The organism is Mycobacterium asiaticum, assembly GCF_001673635.1.
GTDB lineage: Bacteria > Actinomycetota > Actinomycetes > Mycobacteriales > Mycobacteriaceae > Mycobacterium > Mycobacterium asiaticum_C.
Genome location: NZ_LZMH01000037.1, coordinates 44,205 through 69,663 on the forward strand (window position 1 = coordinate 44,205; position 25,459 = coordinate 69,663).

The 25,459-nt window shown below is 65.0% G+C and carries 23 protein-coding genes and 1 pseudogene; 9 read left to right on the plus strand and 15 right to left on the minus strand.

Annotated elements, in window-relative coordinates; translation table 11 throughout:
* Positions 1-48: 48 nt before the first annotated feature.
* The 4 genes from A5645_RS29265 to A5645_RS10365 all read right to left on the minus strand — a co-directional run bounded on the left by A5645_RS29265 (position 49) and on the right by A5645_RS10365 (position 2,509).
* Complete coding sequence (locus tag A5645_RS29265) at positions 49-435, minus strand: protein NO VEIN domain-containing protein (protein WP_366663760.1); 387 nt, start codon at positions 433-435, stop codon at positions 49-51.
* Complete coding sequence (locus tag A5645_RS29270) at positions 402-848, minus strand: MrcB family domain-containing protein (protein WP_081288276.1); 447 nt, start codon at positions 846-848, stop codon at positions 402-404. Before A5645_RS29270 ends, A5645_RS29265 begins: the two co-directional genes overlap by 34 nt.
* Before the next feature lie 411 nt (positions 849-1,259).
* Positions 1,260-1,661 (minus strand): DUF2510 domain-containing protein, encoded by a 402-nt coding sequence (locus A5645_RS10360; protein ID WP_065129436.1) that lies wholly within the window; start codon positions 1,659-1,661, stop codon positions 1,260-1,262.
* 125 nt (positions 1,662-1,786) lie between these two features.
* Positions 1,787-2,509, minus strand: a complete 723-nt coding sequence (locus A5645_RS10365; RefSeq protein WP_065129437.1) for a hypothetical protein — start codon at positions 2,507-2,509, stop codon at positions 1,787-1,789.
* A 426-nt stretch (positions 2,510-2,935) separates the two neighbouring features.
* Here A5645_RS10365 and A5645_RS10370 point away from each other — a divergent pair, with 426 nt between their 5' ends.
* The gene (locus A5645_RS10370) at positions 2,936-3,448 is read left to right on the plus strand and encodes a hypothetical protein (RefSeq protein WP_253866924.1); all 513 of its coding nucleotides are present in this window, start codon (positions 2,936-2,938) and stop codon (positions 3,446-3,448) included.
* Positions 3,449-3,666: 218 nt separating this feature from the next.
* Here the strand turns inward: A5645_RS10370 and A5645_RS10375 are convergent, their stop codons facing one another.
* Positions 3,667-4,584, minus strand: a complete 918-nt coding sequence (locus tag A5645_RS10375) for an SAM-dependent methyltransferase (RefSeq protein WP_065129438.1) — start codon at positions 4,582-4,584, stop codon at positions 3,667-3,669.
* Between the two features lie 73 nt (positions 4,585-4,657).
* Between A5645_RS10375 and A5645_RS10380 the strand changes: the two genes are divergently transcribed.
* Positions 4,658-5,455, plus strand: coding sequence for an enoyl-CoA hydratase/isomerase family protein (locus A5645_RS10380; RefSeq protein ID WP_172830514.1), 798 nt, complete (start codon positions 4,658-4,660; stop codon positions 5,453-5,455).
* Positions 5,456-5,458: 3 nt separating this feature from the next.
* Here A5645_RS10380 and A5645_RS10385 read toward each other — a convergent pair whose 3' ends face one another.
* The 4 genes from A5645_RS10385 to A5645_RS10400 all read right to left on the minus strand — a co-directional run bounded on the left by A5645_RS10385 (position 5,459) and on the right by A5645_RS10400 (position 9,482).
* Positions 5,459-6,328 carry a TIGR03619 family F420-dependent LLM class oxidoreductase gene (locus A5645_RS10385; protein WP_065129439.1) on the minus strand — a complete coding sequence of 290 codons (870 nt, stop codon included), beginning with the start codon at positions 6,326-6,328 and terminating at the stop codon, positions 5,459-5,461.
* Positions 6,329-6,337: 9 nt separating this feature from the next.
* On the minus strand, positions 6,338-7,102 hold the full coding sequence (locus tag A5645_RS10390) for an STAS domain-containing protein (RefSeq protein WP_065129440.1): 765 nt from the start codon (positions 7,100-7,102) through the stop codon (positions 6,338-6,340).
* Between the two features lie 290 nt (positions 7,103-7,392).
* A complete protein-coding gene (locus A5645_RS10395) occupies positions 7,393-8,361 on the minus strand; it encodes a DUF4873 domain-containing protein (protein ID WP_436405485.1) in 969 nt (322 codons plus the stop codon).
* Between the two features lie 215 nt (positions 8,362-8,576).
* On the minus strand, positions 8,577-9,482 hold the full coding sequence (locus tag A5645_RS10400) for an AurF N-oxygenase family protein (protein ID WP_065036080.1): 906 nt from the start codon (positions 9,480-9,482) through the stop codon (positions 8,577-8,579).
* A 105-nt stretch (positions 9,483-9,587) separates the two neighbouring features.
* Between A5645_RS10400 and cobF the strand changes: the two genes are divergently transcribed.
* From cobF to A5645_RS10420, 5 genes and pseudogenes are all read left to right on the plus strand, one after another.
* Positions 9,588-10,331, plus strand: coding sequence for a precorrin-6A synthase (deacetylating) (cobF, locus tag A5645_RS10405; protein ID WP_065129441.1), 744 nt, complete (start codon positions 9,588-9,590; stop codon positions 10,329-10,331).
* Between the two features lie 174 nt (positions 10,332-10,505).
* Positions 10,506-11,507, plus strand: coding sequence for a PE family protein (locus A5645_RS29075; protein WP_065129442.1), 1,002 nt, complete (start codon positions 10,506-10,508; stop codon positions 11,505-11,507).
* Positions 11,508-11,539: 32 nt separating this feature from the next.
* Positions 11,540-11,782, plus strand: a pseudogene (locus tag A5645_RS28625) (DNA-formamidopyrimidine glycosylase family protein); the annotation flags it as partial.
* A 132-nt stretch (positions 11,783-11,914) separates the two neighbouring features.
* On the plus strand, positions 11,915-12,403 hold the full coding sequence (locus tag A5645_RS28630; RefSeq protein ID WP_436405486.1) for a zinc finger domain-containing protein: 489 nt from the start codon (positions 11,915-11,917) through the stop codon (positions 12,401-12,403).
* Between the two features lie 16 nt (positions 12,404-12,419).
* Complete coding sequence (locus A5645_RS10420; RefSeq protein ID WP_065036084.1) at positions 12,420-13,169, plus strand: SDR family oxidoreductase; 750 nt, start codon at positions 12,420-12,422, stop codon at positions 13,167-13,169.
* Positions 13,170-13,251: 82 nt separating this feature from the next.
* Here the strand turns inward: A5645_RS10420 and A5645_RS10425 are convergent, their stop codons facing one another.
* From A5645_RS10425 to A5645_RS10440, 4 genes are all read right to left on the minus strand, one after another.
* Positions 13,252-16,419: an adenylate/guanylate cyclase domain-containing protein gene (locus tag A5645_RS10425; protein ID WP_065129444.1), complete on the minus strand. Its 3,168-nt coding sequence runs from the start codon at positions 16,417-16,419 to the stop codon at positions 13,252-13,254.
* A 180-nt stretch (positions 16,420-16,599) separates the two neighbouring features.
* Positions 16,600-18,258: a glucose-6-phosphate isomerase gene (pgi, locus tag A5645_RS10430; RefSeq protein WP_065129445.1), complete on the minus strand. Its 1,659-nt coding sequence runs from the start codon at positions 18,256-18,258 to the stop codon at positions 16,600-16,602.
* Positions 18,259-18,386: 128 nt separating this feature from the next.
* Positions 18,387-19,361, minus strand: coding sequence for an esterase family protein (locus tag A5645_RS10435; RefSeq protein ID WP_065129446.1), 975 nt, complete (start codon positions 19,359-19,361; stop codon positions 18,387-18,389).
* A 62-nt stretch (positions 19,362-19,423) separates the two neighbouring features.
* On the minus strand, positions 19,424-19,732 hold the full coding sequence (locus tag A5645_RS10440) for a chorismate mutase (RefSeq protein ID WP_080697192.1): 309 nt from the start codon (positions 19,730-19,732) through the stop codon (positions 19,424-19,426).
* A gap of 237 nt (positions 19,733-19,969) precedes the next feature.
* On the opposite strand from A5645_RS10440, the gene pcrA reads away from it, so the two are divergent.
* On the plus strand, positions 19,970-22,315 hold the full coding sequence (gene pcrA, locus A5645_RS10445; protein ID WP_065129447.1) for a DNA helicase PcrA: 2,346 nt from the start codon (positions 19,970-19,972) through the stop codon (positions 22,313-22,315).
* Positions 22,316-22,333: 18 nt separating this feature from the next.
* On the opposite strand, the gene A5645_RS10450 is transcribed toward pcrA, so the two are convergent.
* The gene (locus A5645_RS10450; RefSeq protein ID WP_436405481.1) at positions 22,334-22,906 is read right to left on the minus strand and encodes a hypothetical protein; all 573 of its coding nucleotides are present in this window, start codon (positions 22,904-22,906) and stop codon (positions 22,334-22,336) included.
* 3 nt (positions 22,907-22,909) lie between these two features.
* Positions 22,910-23,929: a M23 family metallopeptidase gene (locus A5645_RS10460; protein ID WP_436405482.1), complete on the minus strand. Its 1,020-nt coding sequence runs from the start codon at positions 23,927-23,929 to the stop codon at positions 22,910-22,912.
* Between the two features lie 313 nt (positions 23,930-24,242).
* On the opposite strand from A5645_RS10460, the gene sucC reads away from it, so the two are divergent.
* Complete coding sequence (gene sucC, locus A5645_RS10465; protein ID WP_065129449.1) at positions 24,243-25,424, plus strand: ADP-forming succinate--CoA ligase subunit beta; 1,182 nt, start codon at positions 24,243-24,245, stop codon at positions 25,422-25,424.
* Positions 25,425-25,459 lie beyond the last annotated feature (35 nt).

Below are 25,459 nucleotides of genomic sequence, written 5' to 3' on the forward strand. Positions count from 1 at the left end.
TAGCTTCCGGAAGCTAAAGGCCCGTGGTGTAGTGGTACGCAATGGGCGTTAAGCGTTCGCGCTCGACAGCCCAGGGAATATGAAGAAAAAAGCTCGCCACCACCTGCGCTGGGGGGGAATCGTCGGACCGTGCAGATTTATGTTGCGAACGATGGCCAGCGCGTTCGTAGGATGATCCTTGATGTGGAGTTCCGCTTCGTTTCTGGTAAGTATGATTTCTGAGCCGTTTGACGTCGCGCCCTTCACTTCGATCCTTACGACCGCATCTGCTTTTGTTGCGTGAATGTCGTACAACTGACTCTTGCCGACGTCCTTGACTACATAGCAAATCGCCGGCGACGAGAAATACTCCATCGTCAGAATGACGGCCCGCCTATCAATGGCGCGTCGTTCCGCTGCGGTCAGCCGAGGGCCCTTCCCTTTCCTGCCTCCCAATGGGACAGCGATGAAGTCAAGTGCTTGCTCGTGTCGGCCACGTCTGGCGAGTCGCCGGGGACATACAGCCCCTCGTCGGCAGCTCTGTGAATTTGTCCGAGCCAGCCAATAATCTGGAGGAGATCCTGCTCGATCTCGGCGTCCGCAGGGATTTCGTCTAATAGGTATTCGGGAGCAACTACGTTGCCAAGCGCATACCTGTGCCGAGCTCGCTGACAGTATTGTCGAGTTGGATTTGAGTTCCACTTGGGCGGGAAGGGCGCGCCGGCCATCAGCACAGATCGAGCCCAGTTCGGTCGGGCCACCAGTAATGCCTCAGGTTGTCGACGGAACTCAGCCCCGTCCCATCGTGTCGTTCCCTGGTTAAGGCTGAGATAGATGCGATCGCCAGCCGCACTGAAAAGGAACACCACGTACCGGGTTACCCGCCGATGCGATTAAGCCGGCTGGGCTGCTCGCAGACTGGAAGCGTCGAGGTATCGACCCCGACCGCTGCGTGTACACTGGGCAACCAGTTCGGGATCGGTGGCACATCGACCACACGATTCCGTTGTCCGTCAATGGCACGCCCGGTGACGTCGTTACGAACCTCGTGCCATGCAATCCCGGCCCGAACCGTTGGAAAGGTCCACGGGATTGGATCAATTCCCTCGCCGATCGGGCAGAAACGGCGAAGGCGTCGTGGCCGCGGACCAACCAGACCGAGCAATTCTGTGTCGATAACACACAGCAGTCCGAAACCGACGAAATTGATGCTCGCGAGTACACCCAGGAGAGAAGCTAATCAACTTGCGGGTAGCTGGAGCACGTCGCCGCGGGCGGCTCTAGCGGTTGTTGTTGAAGATGTGAGTCAGCTCGTCTCGCTTCTTGGAAAGCTGATCCTCGATATACAAGGCGTTCGCTAGAGCGAGCGCCAAAAGCAAGGCCGAGACCACCCGGACCCACGTCGCGGTACGCAGTATGAACGCAAGAGCCGTGCCGCCTGCTACTACCGCGACTCCCGTCCAGACCTGACCCGAACCGGTCATCAGGCTTACCGACTGCATCGACATCACGAGCCCGATGCCCACAAGTACGCAGACGCCAATCGCTATCGCAGGATTTTTCCGGTTGTCGGAGTCGCCCGCGCCGCCAGGCTTGATCCACGTTGAGCCGTCCCAGTAGATCTGCCTGGTGGGGTCTGATGGGTCGGGATACCAACCTGGCGCGGGCATCGGTGAGGCCATGCTCTGCTCCCTTCTCCGCGACAATAAGGAACTTACCCGCCTGACAATCCAAAAGGCGGCATCCCAGAAAATGATCCCGCCCTTGAGTTAAATGTCAGGCTGAATTGCTTTGGCGGCAACCGCCGCTAGGGCTGTTGCACCCATTGGCACTGCTCGAACCGGTATCTCCTGGTGATCGCCGGGTCACCGTCCCACATCGTCACGAATGGGCGTTCGCCGTTATGCAGGAGGGTTTCGGTTTGCGGTTTCCCGTTGACCAGCACGTGGAGATTCAGCATCCACCTGTACGTGGCATTGAGGGCGTAGGCCTCGACGTGTACCAGCGCAGATTCCCCGGGTTTCAATGTTTCTGCGAGCAGTGAGACGGGTTGGGTCGGTTTCCCAAGATCCCCGACCTGAACGCTTGTGCCAAGGTTTCTGTGTTCTGCGGTCGCTTCGTCCAGGTTGACCGACAGGTGGCGGATTTCCATCGGACCTCCGGCAGGTGGCCTCACAAGAGCTATACCGGGTCGCGCAATGGCCGGTTCGACTATCGGTTCTGCTCCGACAATGTCGACCGTTGCGTTGTGGGCATGGACCGTGAACTGGAATGTCGTCCTCCAGATGTCGCACCCGTTCTGCTGGTCGACCCACTGGAACGGTTTGCTGTAGGAGGTGCGACCACCCAGATCTGGCAGCGGCGAGAGGTCATCGACCGACTTCACGGGGACGAACACTGAGTGGGGCCTGCCCGACATTCCGAACGTGTCGCGATCCGAATTGACGGTGATGCGCTTGCTGGGACGCTTCACAACCTTGCCCGCAACCGCGTTACCGACCGCCCCGACGAGTGGTCCGACGATGTCCACGCCTGAACCCTACGGTGAAAAGATACGGTCCACCGCATGAAGGATGAAGCGAACGCCACGGTCGCGGGATAGGTCGAAGCGGTTAGGTACGTATCCGCCTTGGCCGCTCAATCTGCGCTCGCCGCTGCCAATTGGACGCACCTCTACCGAGAACCAGGCCATTCAATCTCGGACATTGATAATCGATGGGGATCGGTGTCGGACCTAGAGGATCCATTGTTAACGGCTCACAGATTTGCCAAGTTCTACTTGATATCAGCCGGCGATTGTCTCGACTCGATGTCAAAGTTGTTAGCGGTTGATTACCCTAGTTTGGTGGGCTCATCTGCGATAGCACGGGCAGCAGCCGAACATTCATCGCGTTCTATCTTTCTGTCAGAGCCGAGCATTGATCATCGGGTTAGAATGCTTCGCATAAACACCCTGATGGCTGCGTCACTTCGAGAATACAAGTCGTCCCACTACACCGGTGCGACTCATGTGATCAAGAGTTGGGAACGCTGGAGGGCACGGAACTCGAAGGGCTTTAAAGATCTGCCAAAACAAGCGCATGGAACTGCAACGAGACTCCTTGAGCGGTATTTCAGCGATGGCGCTATAAGCTACGAAGAACTGAGCAGGCCGACACACGGCAACGCGGCCTGGTTGGCTATTGCGGTAATTTCTGAGCAGAAGGAAAACGCAGTGGCCCGGATTCTATTAATGAGGAACGCAATGTTTTCTACCCGGTGTGTTGTATCGGCGACAAACAGCCTTGCCAATCTTTGGAGCCTAGACCTTGATCTGGTCGTGCAGGCCGTAGGTGAGCAGGCGGGCCTTGACGCGGCACTAAGTTGGGGCAGGGTCGAAAGCGGTGTTCGCGACCTCACTGCGGTGGTGGAGTCGTTCGACGAGAGACAGTTTGTCGATGCGAGGATGGACCCGCAACCGAGGCGGTAATTGCCGCCTTACTGGTGTAAAAGATTGACTGTCGAGTGCTCGATCGGCACCATCGCGCGGTGCTGGTACCCCGCCGCGTCGAAGATCTCGCACCTAGGGTTGGGCGATGTGCTTGTGCACTGACCCTAGGAGTGGTGACGATTGCGATGCCCTGGGAGCCAATAGATTCTCATGGTGGTCCAGCGGGCTGGCTCAATATCGCGCCCGCGTCCGGGGAACTACGGCGCCACCGCCCGCACGTACCCAATCGAATTGGCCGGAGCCTGATCCGCGAAAGCTCCCAGCGGGGCCAGCCCGGCGGCGTCGAACAGCTCCGGCAGATCCGAGGTGATGGTGCTCCAGCGGTTGGCCCACAAATGCGCCGCCACGTCGGTGTGCGCACCGGGGTACGTCAGGCTGGCCACGTCGAGGTCCAGCCCGAGCTCGCGCCACCGCTCAGACATGGCCTGCGCCTGCCGCTGCCCGTCGGCGGACTGGCCGGTCACCTGCCCGTAGTCGGCGGCCAACCGGCTGCCGGAGTCACTGAGCGCGATGATGCTGTCCAGCAACCGGACTTCGGCTTCCTGCGGCAGGAAGCCGATCAACAACCCCTCGGCGAGCCAGGCGGTCGGCCGTTCGGTGTCGAAGCCCGCGGCCAACAGTGCCGCCGGCCAGTCCTCCCGCAGGTCGATACCGACGGTGCGGTGTTCGGCGGCACAGCTGGCGCCCAGCTTGGCCAGGGTGGTCGTCTTGAACTCGATCACCTCCGGTTGATCGATCTCGTACACGACCGTGCGGGCCGGCCAGGGCAGCCGGTACGGGCGGGAATCCAGTCCCGACGCCAAGATCACGAACTGCTGCAGGCCGGTCGCCGCGGCCTCCGCGAAATAGTCGTCGAAGAACTTCGCGCGGGCCGCGAACGTGTCGATCATCCTGGGGAAGCCCAGGTCGCCGGCTCCGTCCACGGCGTCAAGTTCACCGGTGGCAAGACGGGTGAACACATCCAGCCCGACCGCACGTACCAGGGGCTCGGCGTACTGGTCGTGGACAACCGCGTTCGGGCGCCGGCTGGCGGCCGACCGCGCGGCGGCAACCATGGTCGCGGTCGCTCCCACACTGTTCGCCAGGTCCCAGCTGTCGTCATCGGCACGCGCCATGGGGCAACGGTAAGCCCATTGCCTGGAAATTGCCTGAGTCGCCTACCGTTCGGATATGGCACCGGAACCCGCAGTGACACTGAAAACCCTCGACGACAACATCGCCTGCATCACCCTCAACCGGCCCAAGCTCCTCAACGCCATCGACGGGTCGCTCATCGACGGCGTGGACACGGCCCTTGACGCAATCGGCCGCGGCGAATTCCGCGCCTTGATCCTGACCGGGGCCGGGCGCGGGTTCTGTGCCGGCGCCGACCTGAGCGGCACCGGACAGGCCTGGACCGAAATAAGGCCCGGCACCCCGAGTTTCAAGGTCAGTTACGACGCCCAGGTACGCCTGGCCGATCTGTACGTCCGGCTCTACGAACTGCCCATCCCGGTGATCGCCGCCGTCAACGGTGTCGCTGTCGGGGGCGGGCTGGCCTTCGCACTGCACTCCGATATCCGGATCGCCGCCGAGACCGCCCGGTTCGGCTCGGTGTTCATCAAGGCCGGCTTCTCGTCGATGGACATGGGCACCAGCTACCTGCTGCCCAAGATTGTCGGCGCCGGGGTAGCGCGTGAACTGATGCTCACCGGCCGGATCATCGACGCCGACGAGGCCTACCGCATCAAGCTCGTACACCAGGTGGTCGCCGCCGATGACCTGATGGCCACAGCCCTGGACAAAGCCCGCGAGATCGCGGCGAACAATGCGCTGGGCGTCTGGCAGACCAAGATCGGTCTGAACGCGGCGCTGGATGCGCCCAGTCTGCGGCACGCCATCGAACTGGAGAACCGCACCCAGATCCTCACCGGGTTCACCAACAACCCAACCGAAGCCGCCCTGGCACACCGCGAGAAGCGGGCACCGAAGTGGGATACGCTGTGACGCCTAAACTTTCGACATGACCTTGTCGGCGTACTTCTCCAGATTGCGGATCTTGGTCTGCAGTGGTTCCGGGTCGGGCCCCTTGATGTAGGGCCACCGGAATCCGACGATGACATCGGTGACGCCCTTGTCCTCCAAGCGCTTGATGCCGTCGACGGTATAGGCGTCCATCGAGATCACGTGAATCTCGAAGAGACCGGTCTTGCCTTCTTCCTCGCGAAACCGCTTGACCTTGGCGATGAGTCGGTCGAGTTCGTCGGGCTCGCTTCCGCCGCCGTGCATCCAGCCGTCCAGGCGCGCCGCCCGGCGCAGTGCGGCGTCGGCGTGCCCACCGACGAGGATCGGAATCGGTTGCGTCGGTGCGGGGCTCATCTTGGTCTTGGGGATGTCGTAGAACTCACCGTGGAATTCGAAGTAGTCGCCGGTGGTGAGCCCGCGGACGATCTCGATGCATTCGTCCATTCGCTTGCCGCGCTTGGCGAATGGCAGCCCCATCAATTCGTAGTCCTCCGGCCACGGGCTGGTCCCCACACCGAAACCCACCCGGTTGCCGTTCAGCGCGGCCAGGGAACCGAGCTGCTTGGCCGTGAGCGCCGGATGCCGCACCGGCAACTTGAGTACGAAGAAGTTGAACCGCAGCGTGCTCGTCACGGCACTCAATGCCGCTGTGAGAACGAAGGTTTCGACGATCTCCTTGCCGTCCAGAAACTCGCGGTTCCCGTCGGGCGTATAGGGATACTTCGCGTCGGACTCGAAGGGATAGGCGATGCTGTCGGCGATCGTCATGCTGTGATAGCCCGCTGCCTCGGCCGCTTTGGCCAGGGGAATATAGAAGGCCGGATCGGTCAGTGATTCGGCGTAGCTGAACCGCACGGGTACACGTTACAGCTGGTTCTCGGGGCCGATAACCGCCCAGACCGTCTTGCCCGACGAGGTCGGGGTGCTGCCCCAGGCGCGGGACAGCGCCTCGACGATCGCAAGGCCGGACACGTCGATACCTTTTGCGGGAGAGTCCAACCGCACCGCCGGGGCGCTGCTCCCATCGGAGACCGCGATGGTCGCCGTCTGGCCTTCGCACTCGATTCGCATCACCGGATCGCTGCCGGTGTGTTCGAGCACGTTCTCGATGAAGACGTTGACCACCACCAATGCCGCCGGGATCAGGCCCGGTTTCGACCAGGTGGTCAGCCATTCGCGGACCAGTTGGCGGGATTCGCGCAGGCTGGTCACGTTGGCCGCAAGCTTGGTCTGCGCGTGCTGCAGTTTGCGACGCCCAAGCTTGGCGATGGCCTTCATCGCGCCCTTCTCGGTGGGGAACACCGGCATGAAGTCGGTGACCCCGCTGCGGGCGATAGCGTCGCGGGCCGCGCGGTTTGCCGAGACGAGCACGATCGGGACATCGGGCCGGGTGTCCAGTTGCCAGCGGGCGCTGACGAACAGCGACCAGGCGGCTTCGTCGGGGACTTCCAGTGCGCTGACGTCGACGATGACGGCGGTGGGCACGTCGAGGGTGGCCTTGGTGATGCTGTCCCGGAGCTCCGCCGAGTTGCCGGCGTCAAGCACGCCCTCGGCGGTGAGGACCACCAGCGATTGCTCGGTTCGCGACGCCAGGACCAGCGAACTAGAGGATTTGGCGACCGCGCTCATCGATGTACCAGCGTCATCGTGTCGTCCGGTTTCATCTCCCGCTCCTCGAACTTCTGCCTCTTGCCCTCGCGTCAGTGTCGCCGCCTTCGTCGTGTAAGAGTCCATCCTCAGCCCACCTGCCCGGTCAGGGAAAGTGGAACGTCGACGCGCTATACCCCCTTTGACCGCCGCAGAGATACCAGCGAATACCCATTCGGCGTGCGCGGTCAACCTTTGTTGGGGACTTACTCCAGCCTAATGGCAGTCCAGTGGGGTCGATGCAGCGATTTGAGCGGTGGCTCGCGGAGCGGTCAGCGCTCGCTCACCGCATACGGCGGCTCACCCACGCCGGCGACCGAGTGGGTTCCCCACGGGGTCTGCTCGACGATGCGAGCCGGCGCGCTGCGGTCGCCCACCGACAGGGTGGCGGTGCGCGAACGCTTCACCGACTCCTCCGGCAGGGTGTCAAAAATGGTCCCCTGCCAGTGGTAATTGCCGTCGAGCGGGTCCAGATGACCGATCAGGCGCACGTGCACGGGTTGGCGGGTACCGCCGATCTCGAGGGTGGCGGTGCCGTCGTAGGTGTCCTCGTAGTCCGGCGCGCTGGATGACAGGTCGAACGCGGACGACACCGGCGGGGGAGCGGCGGGGCCGAGCTGGGCACGCTCGTTGAACACCTGCTGACTGCTGCGGCGCACCTCGATGCGGACACTGCCCGTGCGCTCCATCAGCGCGACACACGCGGCGATATAGCGCGCTTGCGCCGCCCGGTCGGGGCCGGAGACGAAGAAATAGTTGGGGAATCCGCGAACCGCCACGCCAAAGAAGGGCTCCATGCCGTCGGCCCACACATCCCGCAGCGTCAGTCCCCGGCTACCGACCAGGGCGCGGTCCGCGCCGAGTGCGAATCCGGTGCCGTAGATGATCGCGTCCACCGGCTGTTCCACGCCGTCGACGGTGCGGATGCCGGTCGCGGTGATGGCCCGGATCGTCGCACCGAACTGCGGGCCCGGCCGTTGCGAGCCACGCCTGCGCAACCGACTCTTGGCGCGGGCCGGCCAGTATTGCAGCTCCGTGACGACCCGCCGCGGCGCATGGGGAAAGACGGTCACCGAGGCAGCGGCGGAGACCAGGCGGCCGAGGTGATGACCCGCGAACGAATCGGTGCCGATGACCGCAACCCGCTTGCCGGCCGCGTGAAAGTGCGGGTCCCATACGGCGGCATGAAAAGCCTCACCCCGGAACTCGTTGTCGCCGGACAACTTCGGGGTCCACGGCAGATCCGCCGGTGGATGCGCGGCGACCACGACGTGTGCCCGCTCGATGTCGCCGTCAGCCGTGTGCAGCGCCCACGTTCCCGTTGTATCGTCGAAAACCGAACGGAGTAATTGCTTTTCGAGCACGGCGACGTCGCTGACCCCGGCGGCCCGCAGCGCCGATCGGACACCGTGGGCGTCGGCTCCGGCGCCGACGACGAGCAGCGGATGCGCCGTCGTCACAGAAACCTGCTGCGCTTCCAGCCGCGCCGGGCGATCGGGCCCATCAGCCCCACCTCGGTGAGAAACGCGGCCAGCGGCGCGAATCCGGCAACCTGCACCTCCCGGCGATGGGCACTGGCGCGTGCGATCCGTCGCGCCCGCGCGGCGTCCAGCCCGGTACGGGCGTAGGGGACGGGGTTGCTGAACAGGTAGTTGAAGAAGTATCCGCCGAGTCCGTTGATGTTGGCCATGAACCAGCGGTTGAACCGGGGCATTTCGGCGACCCGCTTGCGGGCACCGTCGCGTGCGAACTGGATGTGGCGGGCTTCCTCGGTGACGTGAATCCGCATGAGCCGCTGGATGATTGGTTGCAATTCCGGGTCGTCCATCATCTGCCGCTGCAGCGAGTCGAATATCTCCTCGCCGATCAGCGCCGCCACCCACAGCATCGATCCGCGCTGGAACGCCAACGGCAGTGCATTGATGACCCAGCGGTGAAACCGCTTCGGCTGTACCGGCTTTGCGCCGATGCGCTCGATCGCCTTGCCGAACATCACCATGTGCCGGGTCTCGTCACCGAGTTCGGTCAGCTTGTAATGCGTGGACCTGCTGGTCGGATCCTCGTGCAGGATGGTCCGCAACAACGACTGGTTGAGCATGTTCTCGAACCAAATTCCAGCCGACAGGGTGTTGACCAGCTCCTGGCGGGACAACTCGATCTGCTGCTCGCGGGTCATCTCGTCCCACATCGGTGTGCCATAGAGCGACACCAGCCTCGGCGGCAGGAAGAACTTGTCGGGGTCGAGGGGGGCGTCCCAATCGATATCGACGACGGGCTCGTAGGACTTCTTGATCGAACCCCTGAGCAGGCGCTCGGAGAACTCTTCACGACTCGGACCACTGGGTCGAACCGCTGTAGTCATCGCTGATGTCCCTTTCAGGCGTAAGGAAGATCACACTCAATACTCATGGTATCCGGTACCGGCGGTTCCGCATAGGGCATTTCTGATCTCGATTAGGTTGACCGCATGAGTCGGCACATCCACGTCATCGGTATCGGTGCCGGAGACCCCGACTACGTGACCATCCAGGCCATCAACGCCCTCAACGACACCCAGGTGTTCTTCGCGATGGACAAGGGCGACGCCAAGCGCGACCTGGTCGCGCTGCGCCGGCAGATCTGCGAGCGCTTCATCCGCGAACCGGGGTACCGATTCGTCGAGTTGCCCGATCCGCCGCGCGCGGCCGACGGCGACTACCGCCGGGCCGTCTCGGACTGGCATGCGGCGCGGGCCAGGATGTGGGCGGGGGCCATCTCCGCCGAACTGGCGCCGGGCGGCGTCGGGGCCTTCCTGGCCTGGGGCGATCCGTCGCTCTACGACAGCACGTTGCGCATCCTCGAGGCGGTGGCGGCCGAGCTGGAAATCAGCTACGACGTCATTCCCGGCATCACCGCAATCCAGGCTCTGACCGCGCGGCACCGGATTCCGCTCAACGAGATCGGTGCGCCCGTGCTGGTCACCACCGGCCGCCAGCTTCGCGCCTGTGGGCTGTCCGGGACCGCGGTGGTCATGCTCGACGCGGATTGCTCGTTCCAGTCCTGCCCGCCGGACACCCTGATCTGGTGGGGCGCCTACCTCGGAACTCCGGACGAACTCCTGGTCGCGGGCACGGTCGGCGAGATGGGCCAGCGCATCGCGGCGCTGCGGTCACAGGCCCGGGCTCGGCACGGCTGGATCATGGACACTTACCTGCTCCGAGCGGCTTTTTGACCTCGCGTTGACGGGTCGGGCAATTTTTTTCCGAGCGTTTGCCCAGCTCTCAACTCTTTCTTAGAAGAACTGCACGGACCACCCGCTCCGGCACGCTAGCATTTGACACGTGCCGATTGTGCCTTGGATCACGCGCGCGACCGCGGGACTGTCGCAGTGCTCGGAGGTTTGTGCATGTCGTGGGTGAATGCAGCGCCCGAGTACGTCGCGGCCGCCGCCAATGACCTGGCCGGAATCGCCTCGACGCTGAGTGCGGCGAACTCGGCGGCGGCGTTCCCGACGTCCGGTGTGCTGCCGGCGGGTGCCGATGAGGTCTCGGCTGGCATCGCGGCGTTGTTCGGCGCGCACGCGCAGGCCTACCAGATGCTCAGCTCACAGGCCGTGGCGTTCCACGAGCAGTTCGTCCAGCTGATGACCGCCGGCGCGAACCAGTACGACTCCGCGGAAGCCCGCAACTCGACCCCTATGGGGGACGCCGCGGCCGCTATCAACGCACCGGCGGCAGCACTGCCCGGAATGGCTGTGGGCGGCTCATCGGCCGGCGGCTCGACGCCGGCCGCGGCCGGTGGTGAGCAGGTGCTGGCGCGCACGCAGAGCGGCACCCTTGTTCAGATCGGGAACGGCGCCGGCGCGGCGTCGGGCGTCAGCGCTGCCTCCGCCGGCGGTGCGAGCGGTGTCGTGGCCAGCGGTGGCGGTAGCGCCGGGGCGGCTGGGTTGCTGCCCGGTCTGCGCTACGCAGGAGTCGGCGCGGGCAGTGACGTCCCGCAGGTCTCCGCCCTACCTGGTGCGGCAATCGTCGGTCCCCTGGACGGGGTCGGTGAAAACACGGGTGACCTCGCCGGCGTTAGCCCGCTCGTGTTCGGTCAGGGTGGCGCCAACGGGCTCAGCAGCAGTGCCGCCCCCGCGGCCGCCGTCGCCAGTCCCGGCGCAGCGGGCGAGGGCAACAGTCAGGCCGAGAACGGCGGCGGTATCGCCGTGCACAGCGGTTGGCTGGGCGGCGAGGCCAGCGAGAACGGTGCGTTGCTCGGCCACAGTGCGCCGGCCCCGACCGACCAGTTCGCCAGCGGCGAAGGAAGCTTCTACTCCCGCGGTGGCGGTCAGGGCGGTTTCCTCGGCGGCGGTGAACAACTGGGCGCTGCTGCTGCTCCGGCTGAGGGTGCTGCCGAAGGGGCCTGACACTTGGGCGCCGCAACCGGCAAACTGGACAGGTGCCTGAACTCCCCGAGATCGAAGCGCTGGCCGACCATCTGCGCCGACATGCCGTCGGTTTGACGGTCGGCCGCGTCGATGTCGCCGCGCTGTCGGTGCTCAAGACCTTCGATCCACCGCTCAACGCCCTGCACGGCCAGACCGTGGCGGAGGCCGGACGCTGGGGGAAGTACCTCGGTCTGCAGGCCGGCGGGCTCTGGCTGATCACTCACCTCTCGCGTGCGGGCTGGTTGCGCTGGTCGGACAAGTTGGCCGCAGCGCCGCTGCGACCGGGCAAGGGGCCCATCGCCCTGCGCGTGCATCTCGGGACGCCGGGGGAGGCGCCTGGCTTCGACCTCACCGAGGCCGGGACCCAGAAGCGGTTGGCAGTTTGGTTGGTCACCGACCCTCAGCAGGTACCCCAGATCGCCACGCTGGGGCCCGACGCGCTGGAACTGGGTCCCGACGACCTGGCCCGCGTGCTGGCCGGCAACACCGGGCGGATCAAGACCGTCATCACCGACCAGAAGGTAATCGCGGGCATCGGCAACGCCTACAGCGACGAGATCCTGCACGTAGCCCGGCTCTCGCCGTTCGCCACCGCCGCAAAGCTGACCGACGAGCAACTCACCACGCTGCACGACGCCATGATCTCCGTTCTCACCGACGCGGTGAGTCGATCGGTCGGTCAGGGTGCGGCCACGCTGAAGGGGGAGAAGCGCTCCGGGCTGCGGGTGCATGCCCGAACCGGGTTGCCCTGCCCGGTCTGCGGGGACACGGTGCGGGAAGTCTCGTTCGCCGACAAGTCTTTTCAGTACTGCCCGACTTGCCAGACCGGCGGCAAGGTCCTGGCCGACCGGCGCATGTCCCGGCTACTCAAGTAGCCGATATGCTGCCTGGGTGACTCGCCAGAAAATCCTGATCACCGGAGCCAGTTCCGGGCTGGGTGCCGGAATGGCCCGCGCCTTCGCCGCCAAGGGGCGCGACCTGGCGTTGTGCGCCCGTCGCACCGACCGTTTGGACGAACTCAAAGCCGAACTCTCACAACAGAATCCGAACATCAAGATCGCGGTCGCAGCGCTGGACGTCAATGACCACGACCAGGTGCCGAAGGTGTTCGCCGAGCTGAGCGACGAGCTCGGCGGCATCGACCGCGTCATCGTCAACGCGGGCATCGGCAAGGGCGCCAAACTGGGGTCGGGCAAGCTCTGGGCGAACAAGGCGACCCTGGAGACCAATCTGATCGCCGCGCTGGTGCAGATCGAGACCGCGCTGGAGATGTTCAACAAGAGCGGGTCCGGGCATCTGGTGCTGATCTCGTCGGTGCTGGGCAACAAGGGGGTGCCGGGGGTCAAGGCGGCCTATGCGGCCAGCAAGGCCGGCCTGAGTTCGCTGGGCGAGTCGTTGCGGGCCGAGTACGCCAAAGGCCCGGTCAAGGTGACAGTGATCGAGCCCGGCTACATCGAGTCGGAGATGACCGCCAAGTCGAACAGCACAATGCTGATGGTGGACAACGAGACCGGCGTCAAGGCGCTCGTCGACGCCATCGAGCGCGAGCCCGGTCGCGCCGCGGTGCCGTGGTGGCCATGGGCGCCGCTGGTGCAGCTGATGCGGGTGCTGCCGCCGCCGTTGACGAAGCGCTTCGCTTAGGTTGCGCGAGCAGACGTGAAAGCTCCCGACACGCCGAGTCGGGAGGAGCTTTCACGTCTGCTCGCGCAAACTAGCTCGCGCGTCATGGCATGGCCGCGGCCCAAGCGATATGCCCTTGAAAACCCAGCGCCGTCGCCATATCGCGGTAGCGATCCCGAAGATCGATGTACTCAGACACATCACCACGCGCCTGGGCGACCAGCGCACGCATCCGCACCAGGTGGATCTCCCGCGATACCAAACCCTGGTCGCCCGGCGCGGCCGCCAATCTCTCGATCGCCTCGACGGCTTCGGCGATGGCACCGTCCGTGCCGCGGGCCGACAGCGTCTGCACCAACGCACTGGTAGCCGCGCCACAGTGCCCGAACTGGCCGGCGCCGAACATTTCGTCGACGGCCGCACGCAACCGCGGTAGGGCGGATTCGCGATCACCGCGCCTCGCGAGTTCCCATGCCGCCCAGACATTGGCGACGGGGCGGTCCGAGGGGTAGTACTGGTCGTGCTCGCACATCTCGCAGACATCCCGCAACACATCGAGGCCGCGCTGCCGGTCTTGCATGGAATCCCGATGCACCAATGCAATGCCGTCGGTCAGCCTGGCCAGGCCCAGTGCCCGGTCGTCACTTGAGCGCTCCGCGTTGCGTAGCGCCTCGCCGATCTCCTGCAGGGCAAGGTCGTCGGCCAGCAGGACTCCGTTGGGTATCGCCCCGAGGTACTTGTACGTGACGACCATGGCGTGCGACCACGGTTCGGTTCCGCGCGACGTTGCAACGCTGTCCTCCAAATCTTTTCGCCAACCGCTGTGGCCCAGCGCCCATCGAGCGGTGCCGCGCGTCGCCAGTGCCACCGCCAACGGCGAACCGACAATGGCGTTTCCGCGGGCGGGATCGCCTTGGGCCAGTTCGACGACGTTCTGCGACCAGGCCAGCACCAGGCGCATCTCCGCGGACTGGATCTTGGTGGCGATCGCTCCCAGCGAAAGCCCGATCGTGAGCGTCGGATCGCCTATCGATTCGATCATCGCCATGTGTTCGGAGGCTAGGCGGGATGCCGTGTGTACCCGGCCGTAGACGAAGTGCTCCATGATCAGCCCCGCCATGCCGACAACCAGGGACGCCTTGTCCCCGGCGGCCGAGCACAATTCCCGCAGTTCCGCGAAGTAAGGCTCGATCTCAAGGTGGGCGCGAAATCCGTTGGCGCAAAGCAATTTACGTGGGACGATGCGCATCGAGATATGGTACGGGGCGTCATCCGGCACAGCATCGGCAATCCGGCGCGCGCGTTCCCAGCTGCGACACGCCGCGGCCTTATCGCGAGTGGTTGCCCACTCGCCGGCATGTAGGTGCCAGCCATAGGCTTCGCGCAGGTCCCCGGCGGCCTCAAGATGCTCGGCGATCAATGCGGAGCTCTCGCCGATCAATCCGGACATCCTTCTCTCGACCGCGGCGGCCAGCCGCCGGTGCATGCCGGCACGGTCGGATTTGAGCTGCGATTCGTACGCGACGGTATGGATCATCGGGTGACGGAACGCGTATTCGTCGGACGTCCCCGACTCAACCCGTTCGACCAACTCGGCGTCGAGCAAACTGCGCGGGACCGCATCGACGTCCAGCGAGGCCAATAGATCGGCGCGGAAGCGTGAGCCGATTACGGCCGCGGCGCGTAAGGCCCGCTTCGCCCCTGGGTCGAGCCGGTCGATGCGGGCCGCGATCACGGCTTGTAGGGTGGCGGGCACACTGACGTCACCGACATCCGCGCGACACGTGTAGGCCCCCGGCTCGCCGCAGAGCACGCCGCGTTCGTCCAAGTCCCGGACCATTTCTTCGGCGAAGAACGGGTTGCCCGCCGCCCGTGCTCCGATGGTGTTGGTCAGCTCGGCAACCGTTGGGTCGCATCCGAGCAGCTCACCGAGCAGCGTAGAGGACTCCGTATCACTCAGTGGCGCAAGGCTAATCGTCTGGGACCCGGGGAGATATGCGAGCTCGCCACGGTACTCAGGACGACAGGTGATCAGCACTAACGTGGGCGTCTGCGGGATGACCGTGAGAAGTTCACCCAGCATCGATTCGCTGGCTTCGTCGATCCAGTGCGCGTCCTCGATGACCCAGGCCACCGTGTTCCGGCGCGCGCGGGAGGCGGCATTCACCAGTGCGGTCAAACGCCGACGACGCGCATCAGGGGCAATATCGGGCAGGTTAGTGGAGGAATCCCGGATGCCGAGCAAATCTTGAAGTAAGGCAAGGTCTTCCGGATCGGCATCGGCGTAGCGGTCGCGTAGCCGAGCGCGGTCCGCTTCGGCATCGAGACCCGACAAATGTGCCTCCGCCCGTAACAGGCGGGCCACGAGATGGAACGGCATCTGGGTGGTGTGTGATTCGCAGAACGCGCTGACAATTTCGACACCTCGGGCAACTGCCACCGCACATATTTCATGCACTAGACGGCTCTTGCCAATTCCGGCGGAGCCCACCAGAACTGCCACTGCGCCGCTGCCGCCGACAGCGTGTTCCAGCAGTTCCTCGCCTGCTGACATCTCGTCCCGTCGGCCAACGAGATTCGGCTTGGCCGGCTCCGCTGTCTGATGCCGTTCCGTCAACCCCAACAATCTACGAGCAGATACCGGTTGATCATTCCCCTTGATGCGGACGAGTTCCGGCTCGCCCAGCACTGCCGCGTGCTCAACCAGTCTTGCCGTTGCCTCGCTGAGCATTACCCCGCCCGCCGGCGCGACCGATTCCATCCGCTGCGCCATCCCCACCTGCTCACCGACGGCGGTGTAACCCAATCCACCCGAACCGATTTCACCGGCGACGACCTGCCCCGAATTCAGTCCGACTCGAAGTCTTAGATCCACGGCATCGCGGTGCTGGATCTCCGGGGCCAATTTGACCGCCTCGCGCTGGAGCTCCAGTGCGGCCAGGCAAGCGCGAACCGCATGGTCCTCCAGTGCCACCGGAGCGCCGAACACCGCCATGATCCCGTCGCCGGTGAACTTGTCGACCGTGCCTCCGTATCGCCTGACCACTGCGGCGCAGCGCGCGACGAGATCGGCCATGATCTCACGCAGCCGCTCCGCACCCACCAGCACCGCAATGTCCATCGAATGAACCACGTCGGCAAACAGCACGGTGACCTGCTTGTACTCGGCGCGGGTATCGGCATCTCGCACCGGCGAGCCGCAGCCGTGGCAGAAACGGGCACCTTCGAGAACTTCAGTGGCACACGTCGGGCATGCCGCGATGGCTTTCATGCGCGGCTCCGCCGACCACTGACGCGAACGGGCACAGACAAAGGATAGGCGGTCGGACTCCGAACGACTTTGATTGGCGAGCAGACGTGAAAGCTCCCGTTTCGGGCCGAAACGAGGAGCTTTCACGTCTGCTCGTGCGATAAAGCCGCGCGATAGAGCCGCGCGATAAAGCCGCGCGAACTAACTCGCGCGGCCGCGCTCGGATCGGTAGCGGCGCACGAGCGCGTCGGTCGAGCTGTCCGACTGCTTCTCTGGCGCACCGTCGCTGGTGATGACCGGCAGCAGCGCCTTTGCTTGCGTCTTGCCCAACTCCACGCCCCACTGGTCGAACGAGTCGATGCCCCAGATCACACCCTCGGTGAACACCTGATGCTCGTAGAGCGCCACCAACTGTCCCAGCACCGACGGTGTCAGCCGGGTCGCCAGAATCGAGGTGGTGGGCCGGTTCCCGGGCATCACCTTGTGCGGCACCACGTCGGCGGGGGTGCCTTCATCGGCGATCTCCTCGGCGGTCTTACCGAACGCCAGCACCTGGGTCTGGGCGAAGAAGTTGCTCATCAACAGGTCGTGCATGCTGCCGGTGCCTTCGGCGGTGGGCAGGTCGTCGAGCGGCTGGCTGAACGCGATGAAGTCGGCCGGCACCAGACGAGTGCCCTGGTGCAGCAATTGGTAGAAAGCGTGCTGGCCGTTGGTTCCCGGTTCGCCCCAGTAGATTTCACCGGTGTCGGTGGTCACCGGTGTGCCGTCGGCGCGGGTCGACTTGCCGTTGGACTCCATGGTCAATTGCTGCAGGTAGGCGGCGAACCGGGCCAGATCATTGGAGTACGGCAGCACCGCACGCGACTGTGCGTCAAAGAAATTCGAGTACCACAGACCGATAAGTCCAAGCAGCGCAGGCGCATTGGAGTCCAGGGGCGCCGTCCTGAAGTGCTCGTCGACGATGTGGAATCCGGACAGGAAGTCGGCGAACGCTTTCCGGCCGATGACGGCCATCACGGACAGCCCGATCGCCGAGTCCACCGAGTAGCGGCCGCCGACCCAATCCCAGAACCCGAACATGTTGTCGGTGTTGATGCCGAACTCGTCGACCAGTCGCTTGTTGGTGGAGACCGCGACGAAGTGCTTCGCGACCGCGGCGTCACCGAGCGCATCGGTGAGCCAGCGGCGCGCGGCCGTCGCGTTCGTCAGGGTCTCGAGCGTGGAGAACGTCTTGGAGGCGACGATGAAAAGCGTTGTGGCGGGCTCTAAGTCGGCAAGCGTCGCGACGAGGTCAGCCGGATCCACGTTGGAAACGAAGCGGGCCGAGATGCCCGCGTCGGCGTAGTGGCGCAACGCCTGGTACACCATCACCGGGCCCAAGTCCGAGCCACCGATGCCGATGTTGACGACGGTCTTGATTCGTTCCCCGGTGGCGCCCTTCCAATCGCCGCTGCGCAGCTTGTCCGTGAAATCGCCCATCGCGTCCAGCACCTCGTGCACGTCGCGCACCACGTTCTGGCCGTCGACGATCAGGTCGGCGTCGCGCGGCAGCCGCAGCGCGGTGTGCAGCACCGCGCGGTCCTCGGAGCTGTTGATGTGTGCGCCGGCAAACATCTGGTCGCGGTGCTCTTCCAGCTTGGCCGCCCGCGCCAGGTCGATCAGCAGACGCACCGTCTCACGGGTGATGCGGTGCTTGCTGTAGTCGATGTAGAGGTCACCGACGGTCAGGGTGAGCTCGCGGCCGCGATCCGGATCGTCGGCGAAGAGCTGCCGCAGGTGGGTTTCTCCGATCTGGTCATGGTGCCGGCGCAGCACGTCCCACGCCGGGGTGGCGGTGATATCTGATGTCTCGGAGGTCATGATTCGACCCTAGTGCCGGGACGGCGCAGGGGTCAGCGCCCGAGCCTCGCTGGCATGCATCGAGGCTGAAATCCTGCAGGTCTCTACTCGCACTTGCGCTGCGATTCTTCAGTCTCGGCGCGAGTGGGTTAGGACGACGGCCTGGCGCCCAGCACCTGCTGCAGGTCCGGCAGCATCGCCTGCAACTGCTCGCCCCAATACGACCAGGTGTGCGTGCCGTTGGCCGGGAAGTTGAATACACCATTGCGCCCACCGGCGGCCTGGTACCGGGCCTGGAAGACCTTGTTGCTGATGCGCGTAGCGCTTTCCAGCAGGCTGGCATCCAGCTTGGTATCGGGATCCGATTTGCCGCCGTTGCCGGTGTAGACCCAGATGCGGGTGTTGTTGGCCACCAGCATCGCCACGTTGACCGTGGGGTCGTTGCCGGCCCACGCCGGGTCGCCGCGCGGGCCCCACATGGCCTCGGAGCGGAAGCCGCCGGAACCCAGTTGCGCGGCGCTGACCAGCGAGGGCCAGTTACCGGCGGACAGGTTGAGAAACCCCGACATCGAGGCCGCGTAGACGAAGTTCTGCGGGTGCTTGGCCGCCAGGATCAGGGACGCCGAACCCGCCATCGATGCACCCACCACCGCGTTGCCCGACGCGCTGACCGCCTTGTTGGTCGCCAACCACTGGGGCAGCTCCTGGGCCAGGAACGTGTCCCACTTGTAGGTCCACGTGCCGCCGTTGCCGACGGCCGGTCGATACCAATCGGAGTAGAAACTCGCCATTCCACCGGTCGGCATCACCACCGACAGACCGCTCGGCGCGAACCAGTCGAATACCGGCAGATGAATGTCCCAGCCGTTGAAGTCGTCACGGGCCATCATCCCGTCGAGCAAATACACTGCATGGGGGCCGCCGGCCTGAAATTCGACTTTGATCTGTCGGTGCATGGCCGCCGACGGGACCATCAAGTATTCGATCGGCTGACCCTGCCGCGACCAAGCCGACGAGGTCCCCGAGCTATTGAACAGGCCACCCAGCAGGGCCAGCAACGCTGCGGTCAACAGAAACATCAACCGGCGCAGCGGCGAAACCCCAGCTGTTACTGCCGTCACCATTTCCGGCGAAATTTACCCCAGCAAAGCTGGTCGTGGCTGAATGTAACGGCAACAGTAACCGTTTAGTGGCCGAGTCGTCCTCGGCCCAGACGCAATAACAGCATCGCCAGATCTTTGCCGTCGGGACCGAGCTCGCTGTAGCGCTCGATCACCTTCATCTCACGGCTGTGCACCAGGCGGGTTCCCCCGGAGGCCATCCGGACCTTGCCGATCGCCTGGGATACTTCCGCGCGCCGCTTGACCGCCGCCAGGATCTCGGCGTCGAGACGGTCGATCTCCTGGCGCAATTCGTCAATGCCGAGCTGTTCGGTATCGATGGTGTTCATCTCTGCTATCTCCGCGTTCTCGTGAGGTGGGGGGTCTGGTCTCATCCGGGTTTCGGCCTCACACAAGAAACGAGCCCCGAATCCGGAAGCGGACCACGGGGCTCTGCGAAGGCAGCTAGACCACGGGCACCGCTGGCGGGTACCCGTAGAAAAATCGGCGCTGCCTGTTGAGCACGAGTCGAGTGTGCCACCCGACGGCGTACGTGTGCAAAAAAGTGGCGAGATTGCGTTGCGGCGGTGGGCGGTCCGGTTGTCGGCGGGCGGCGGTAAGTTTGGAACGACATGAGTGTGCACGCGACCGAAGCCGAGTCCTCCCATCCATCCGCGGTAGATGAACTGCTCGCGGGCCTCAACCCGCAACAGCGCCAGGCGGTGGTGCATGAGGGTTCGCCGCTGCTGATCGTCGCCGGCGCGGGTTCGGGTAAGACGGCGGTGCTGACCCGGCGCATCGCCTACCTGATCGCCGAACGCGGGGTCGGGGTGGGCCAGATCCTGGCCATCACCTTCACCAACAAGGCGGCCGCCGAGATGCGGGAACGCGTGGTGAACCTGGTCGGTCCCCGGGCGCGGTACATGTGGGTGTCGACGTTTCACTCTTCGTGCGTGCGGATCCTGCGTAACCAGGCGTCCCTGATCGAGGGGCTGAACTCCAACTTCTCGATCTATGACGCCGACGACTCCCGGCGCCTGCTGCAGATGATCGGCCGCGACATGGGCCTGGACATCAAGCGGTACTCGCCGCGACTGCTGGCCAACGCGATCTCCAACCTGAAAAACGAACTGATCGACCCGCACCAGGCGGTGTCCGACCTGACGGACGAATCCGATGATCTGGCGCGCACCGTCGCCTCCGTCTACGGCGAATATCAGCGCCGGCTGCGGGCGGCCAACGCACTCGACTTCGACGACCTCATCGGGGAGACGGTGGCGGTGCTGCAGACCTTCCCGGACATCGCGCAGTACTACCGGCGCCGGTTCCGGCACGTGCTGGTCGACGAGTATCAGGACACCAACCATGCGCAGTACATGCTGGTGCGGGAGCTGGTCGGACCGTCGAGCGAGGCCGGGGCGCCCGACTCCGATAACGTCCCGCCCGCGGAACTGTGCGTGGTCGGCGACGCCGACCAGTCGATCTATGCATTCCGCGGCGCCACCATCCGCAACATCGAAGACTTCGAGCGCGACTACCCGGACGCCAGAACAATTCTGCTGGAACAGAATTACCGCTCGACGCAGAACATCCTGTCGGCAGCCAACTCGGTGATCGCCCGCAACTCCGGACGCCGGGAGAAGCGGTTGTGGACCGATGCCGGCGAGGGCGAGCTGATCGTCGGCTACGTCGCCGACAACGAACACGACGAGGCCAGGTTCGTGGCCGAGGAGATCGACGCGCTGGCCGATCGTGGTGAGATCACTTACAACGATGTCGCGGTTTTCTACCGCACCAACAACTCGTCGCGCTCGTTGGAAGAGGTCTTCATCCGCGCCGGCATTCCCTACAAAGTTGTTGGAGGAGTGCGCTTTTACGAGCGCAAGGAGATCCGCGACATCGTCGCTTACCTGCGCGTGCTGGACAATCCGGGCGACGCGGTCAGCATGCGGCGCATCCTCAATACGCCGCGCCGCGGCATCGGCGATCGGGCCGAGGCGTGTGTGGCGGTGTACGCCGAGAACACCGGAGCCAGCTTCGCCGACGCCTTGCAGGCCGCGGCCGAGGGTAAGGTCCCGATGCTCAACACCCGGGCCGAGAAGGCGATTGCCGGCTTCGTCGAGTTGCTGGACGAGCTGCGCGGGCACCTTGACGACGATCTCGGCGAACTGGTCGAAGCGGTGCTGGAACGCACCGGCTACCGCAGGGAATTGGAATCCTCCACCGACCCGCAGGAGCTGGCGCGCCTGGACAACCTCAACGAACTCGTCAGCGTCGCACATGAATTCAGCATTGACCGGGCGAACGCGGAGGCCCTCGCGGCCGAGACCGGCGCCGACAACGAGGACGTGCCCGACACCGGGGTGCTGGCGGCATTTCTGGAACGGGTGTCGCTGGTAGCCGACACCGACGAGATCCCGGAGCACGGCTCGGGTCTGGTGACGCTGATGACTTTGCACACCGCCAAGGGGCTGGAGTTCCCTGTGGTCTTCGTGACCGGTTGGGAGGACGGCATGTTCCCGCACATGCGGGCCCTCGACGACCCGGTCGAACTCTCCGAGGAACGGCGATTGGCCTACGTCGGGATCACCCGGGCCCGGCAGCGGTTGTACGTCAGCCGGGCCATCGTCCGCTCATCGTGGGGTCAGCCCATGCTGAACCCCGAATCCCGGTTCCTGCGCGAGATTCCGCAGGAGCTCATCGACTGGCGCCGGACGGCGCCCAAGCCGTCCTTCAGCGCGCCGGTGAGCGGCGCCGGACGGTTCGGCACCCCGCGCGCGGCGCCCACGCGTTCGGGAGCCGCCAAGCGCCCGCTGATCGTGCTGGAGCCCGGTGACCGGGTCACCCATGACAAGTACGGACTGGGCCGCGTCGAGGAGGTGTCCGGTGTCGGTGAATCGGCGATGTCGTTGATCGACTTCGGCAGCGCCGGTCGGGTGAAGCTGATGCACAACCACGCGCCGATCAGCAAGCTCTGACCACTAAGCGGCGCAGTCCTATTCGACCCAGCGCTTGGTTTCGTTCAGCATCACCAGCACGCCGCTCGCGACGGGCAACAGCGGCAGCAGGTGCACCAGCCATGCCACCCGCGCGCCCGCGATGAACACGCCGAGGTAGGTCAGCAGCGCCACCACCGCCCCGGCCAGCAGCAGGTAGCGCCCGACCGGGCGGCGCAGCAACAGCAGGATGACACCCGAGACGGTGGTGGCCGCGAAGACCAGCGCGAGGAATCCGACTGCGATGCAGAACAATCGGTCCGTCTGCCACCAGCCGGCGATCAGGTCGGTGGCCACCACCGACGTCGCCCAGCCGCTGACGATGCTCACCGCGCTGGCCGCCACCGCGGTACGGGCCCTCGTCTCCGACGGCAGCACCGTGGGCAGCGACGGCATCCGGCCGGACGCCAAAGATGGTGCGCGCCGGATGATTTGCGTGGGTTGCGCGGAATCGGGGATCGGCGGCAACGGCGCCGTCGGCGCACGCCGGATGATGCGGGTGCGGGGTTCGCCCGGTGATTCGCCGGGCTCGGGCGGGTTCTCGCGCGGACCGGGATCGCTGGGCGCGGTCACCGGTCAGCCGGCGTAGTTGCCGACGGACAGTCCTCGCTTGGCTAGCCACGGCACCGGGTCGATCCGCTCGCTGCCGCCCAGTAGCACCTCGAAATGCAGGTGTGGTCCGGTGGAGAAGCCCCGATTGCCCATGGTCGCGATCTGGTCGCCCGCCATCACGCGTTCGCCGACGCTGACCAGTGTGCTGTTGACGTGGCCGTAGAGCGTGACAGTGCCGTCTGCGTGGCGCAGCTTGACCCACATGCCGTAGCCCGCGGTCGGACCAGCGTCGATGACGACCCCGTCCGACACCGCGTAGATCGGCGTGCCGATCGAGTTGGCCAGGTCGATGCCGGCGTGCAGCACGCCCCAGCGGTAGCCGAAGTTGGAAGTGAAGATGCCTTTGGTCGGCATGACGTACAGCGGTTGCTGCAGCCGGGCCTCGCGCTGAGCGCGCTCCTGCGCGAAGGCGTTGCCTCGGGCGAGTTCTTCGTTGTGGAAGGCGGCGTTGGCGGGCTGAGCGGCGATCACCTGAACACCCCGCGACGCGCTGCTGCCGGATCCGCCCGACATGTTCGACGCGTTCGCGGTCAGCACCGTCTCGATCTTGGCGGTGTCGGACTGGCTGAGCGCGGTGTGCGTCGCGGCGGCGGCCGCACCGGCGGCCATGGCCCCGATCAGCAGGCGGCCCTTGGCGGCGCTGGTGGGCTCCTTGCGGTGACTTCCACCGCGGCGCGCCACCGGCATGACGTCGGTCGTGTCGGAATCGGATTCAGGCTCGATGACCACCCGCGGCAGCACTTCGGTGACCGGGGCGGACAGCCACAGCGGGATCAACTCATCGACGTCGTTGAGGTCGTCGAGCTCCGGGGCCTGCAGCAGCTGCTCGTCGAGATTGAACTCGGACTCGCCGAAGTCCAGCTCGTCGAGGTCGGACAACTCGAGGTCGTCGAACTCGTCGAAGCCGTCCAGCGGAATGATCTCGGTGACTTCGTTGCGGTGATGCGCTAACCAGCGATCCCGGTGCGCGCGCGTGGTAGCCACGCTGGTAGAGCGGGTAATTCGGTGCTGGGACAAGCTGAAATGTCCTCGTATCGTGACCATAACGTTATCTGGACCTTGAGAAGGTATCCGCAAAGGTATGGGGCTGGCAACCTCAGTGCAAAATGCGGCCGCTTTTGTGACTTGGGTCACGTCATCGCGTGCCGTTCCGTCGGGTGACGTGCACCACAGCGATGGGATGCGACGACAGAGGTCGATCGGGGTGTCGATACAGTTCCTCCGTGCGAGTTGCCGAATCCGGCACCGCCACCCTAATTGGCCTAGTAAACAAGCCGAGCAAAGGCAGTGACGCCCCATGGATCTGTTCGAGTACCAAGCCAAAGAACTGTTCGCCAAACACGGCGTACCCGGCACGCAGGGCCGGGTGACCGACACCGCTGAAGGCGCGAAAGCCATCGCGGAGGAAGTCGGCGCACCCGTCATGGTGAAGGCCCAGGTCAAGACCGGTGGACGCGGCAAGGCAGGCGGCGTGAAGTACGCCGCGACACCCGACGAGGCCTACGAGCACGCCAAGAACATTCTCGGCTTGGACATCAAGGGCCACATCGTCAAGAAGTTGTTGGTCGCCGAGGCCAGCGACATCGCCGAGGAGTACTACCTCTCTTTCCTGCTCGACCGCGCCAACCGCACCTACCTGGCCATGTGCTCGGTGGAAGGCGGCATGGAGATCGAGGAGGTGGCCGCGACCAAGCCGGATCGGCTGGCCAAAGTCCCGGTGAACGCGGTCAAGGGGGTTGACCGGGCGTTCGCGCGTTCCATCGCCGAGCAGGGCCACCTGCCCGAAGAGGTGCTGGACTCCGCCGCGGTGACCATCGAGAAGCTGTGGGGTGTTTTCGTCGGCGAGGACGCCACGCTGGTCGAGGTCAACCCGCTGGTGCGCACTCCTTCACGCGGTGAAGGCGACCCAGGCCGGATTCTGGCGCTGGACGGCAAGGTCACCCTGGACGCGAACGCCGACTTCCGCCAGCCCGGCCACGTCGAGTTCGAGGACCGGGCGGCCACCGACCCGCTGGAGCTCAAGGCCAAGGAACACGACCTCAACTACGTCAAGCTTGACGGGCAGGTCGGAATCATCGGTAACGGTGCCGGCCTGGTCATGTCGACGCTGGACGTCGTCGCCTACGCGGGCGAGAAGCACGGCGGCGTGAAGCCGGCCAACTTCCTCGACATCGGCGGTGGCGCGTCGGCCGAGGTGATGGCCGCGGGTCTGGACGTGGTGCTGGGCGACGAGCAGGTGAAGAGCGTGTTCGTCAACGTCTTCGGCGGCATCACCTCGTGCGACGCGGTGGCCACCGGCATCGTCAAGGCTCTTGAGATCCTGGGCGACGAAGCGAATAAGCCGTTGGTGGTGCGCCTCGACGGCAACAACGTCGAGGAGGGCCGGCGCATCCTGGCCGAGGCCAACCACCCGCTGGTGACCCTGGTCGCGACGATGGACGACGCCGCCGACAAAGCGGCCGAGCTGGCGAGCGCCTGACGTGGCGATCGCAAGGGCGGCGAAGCCAGGCGCAG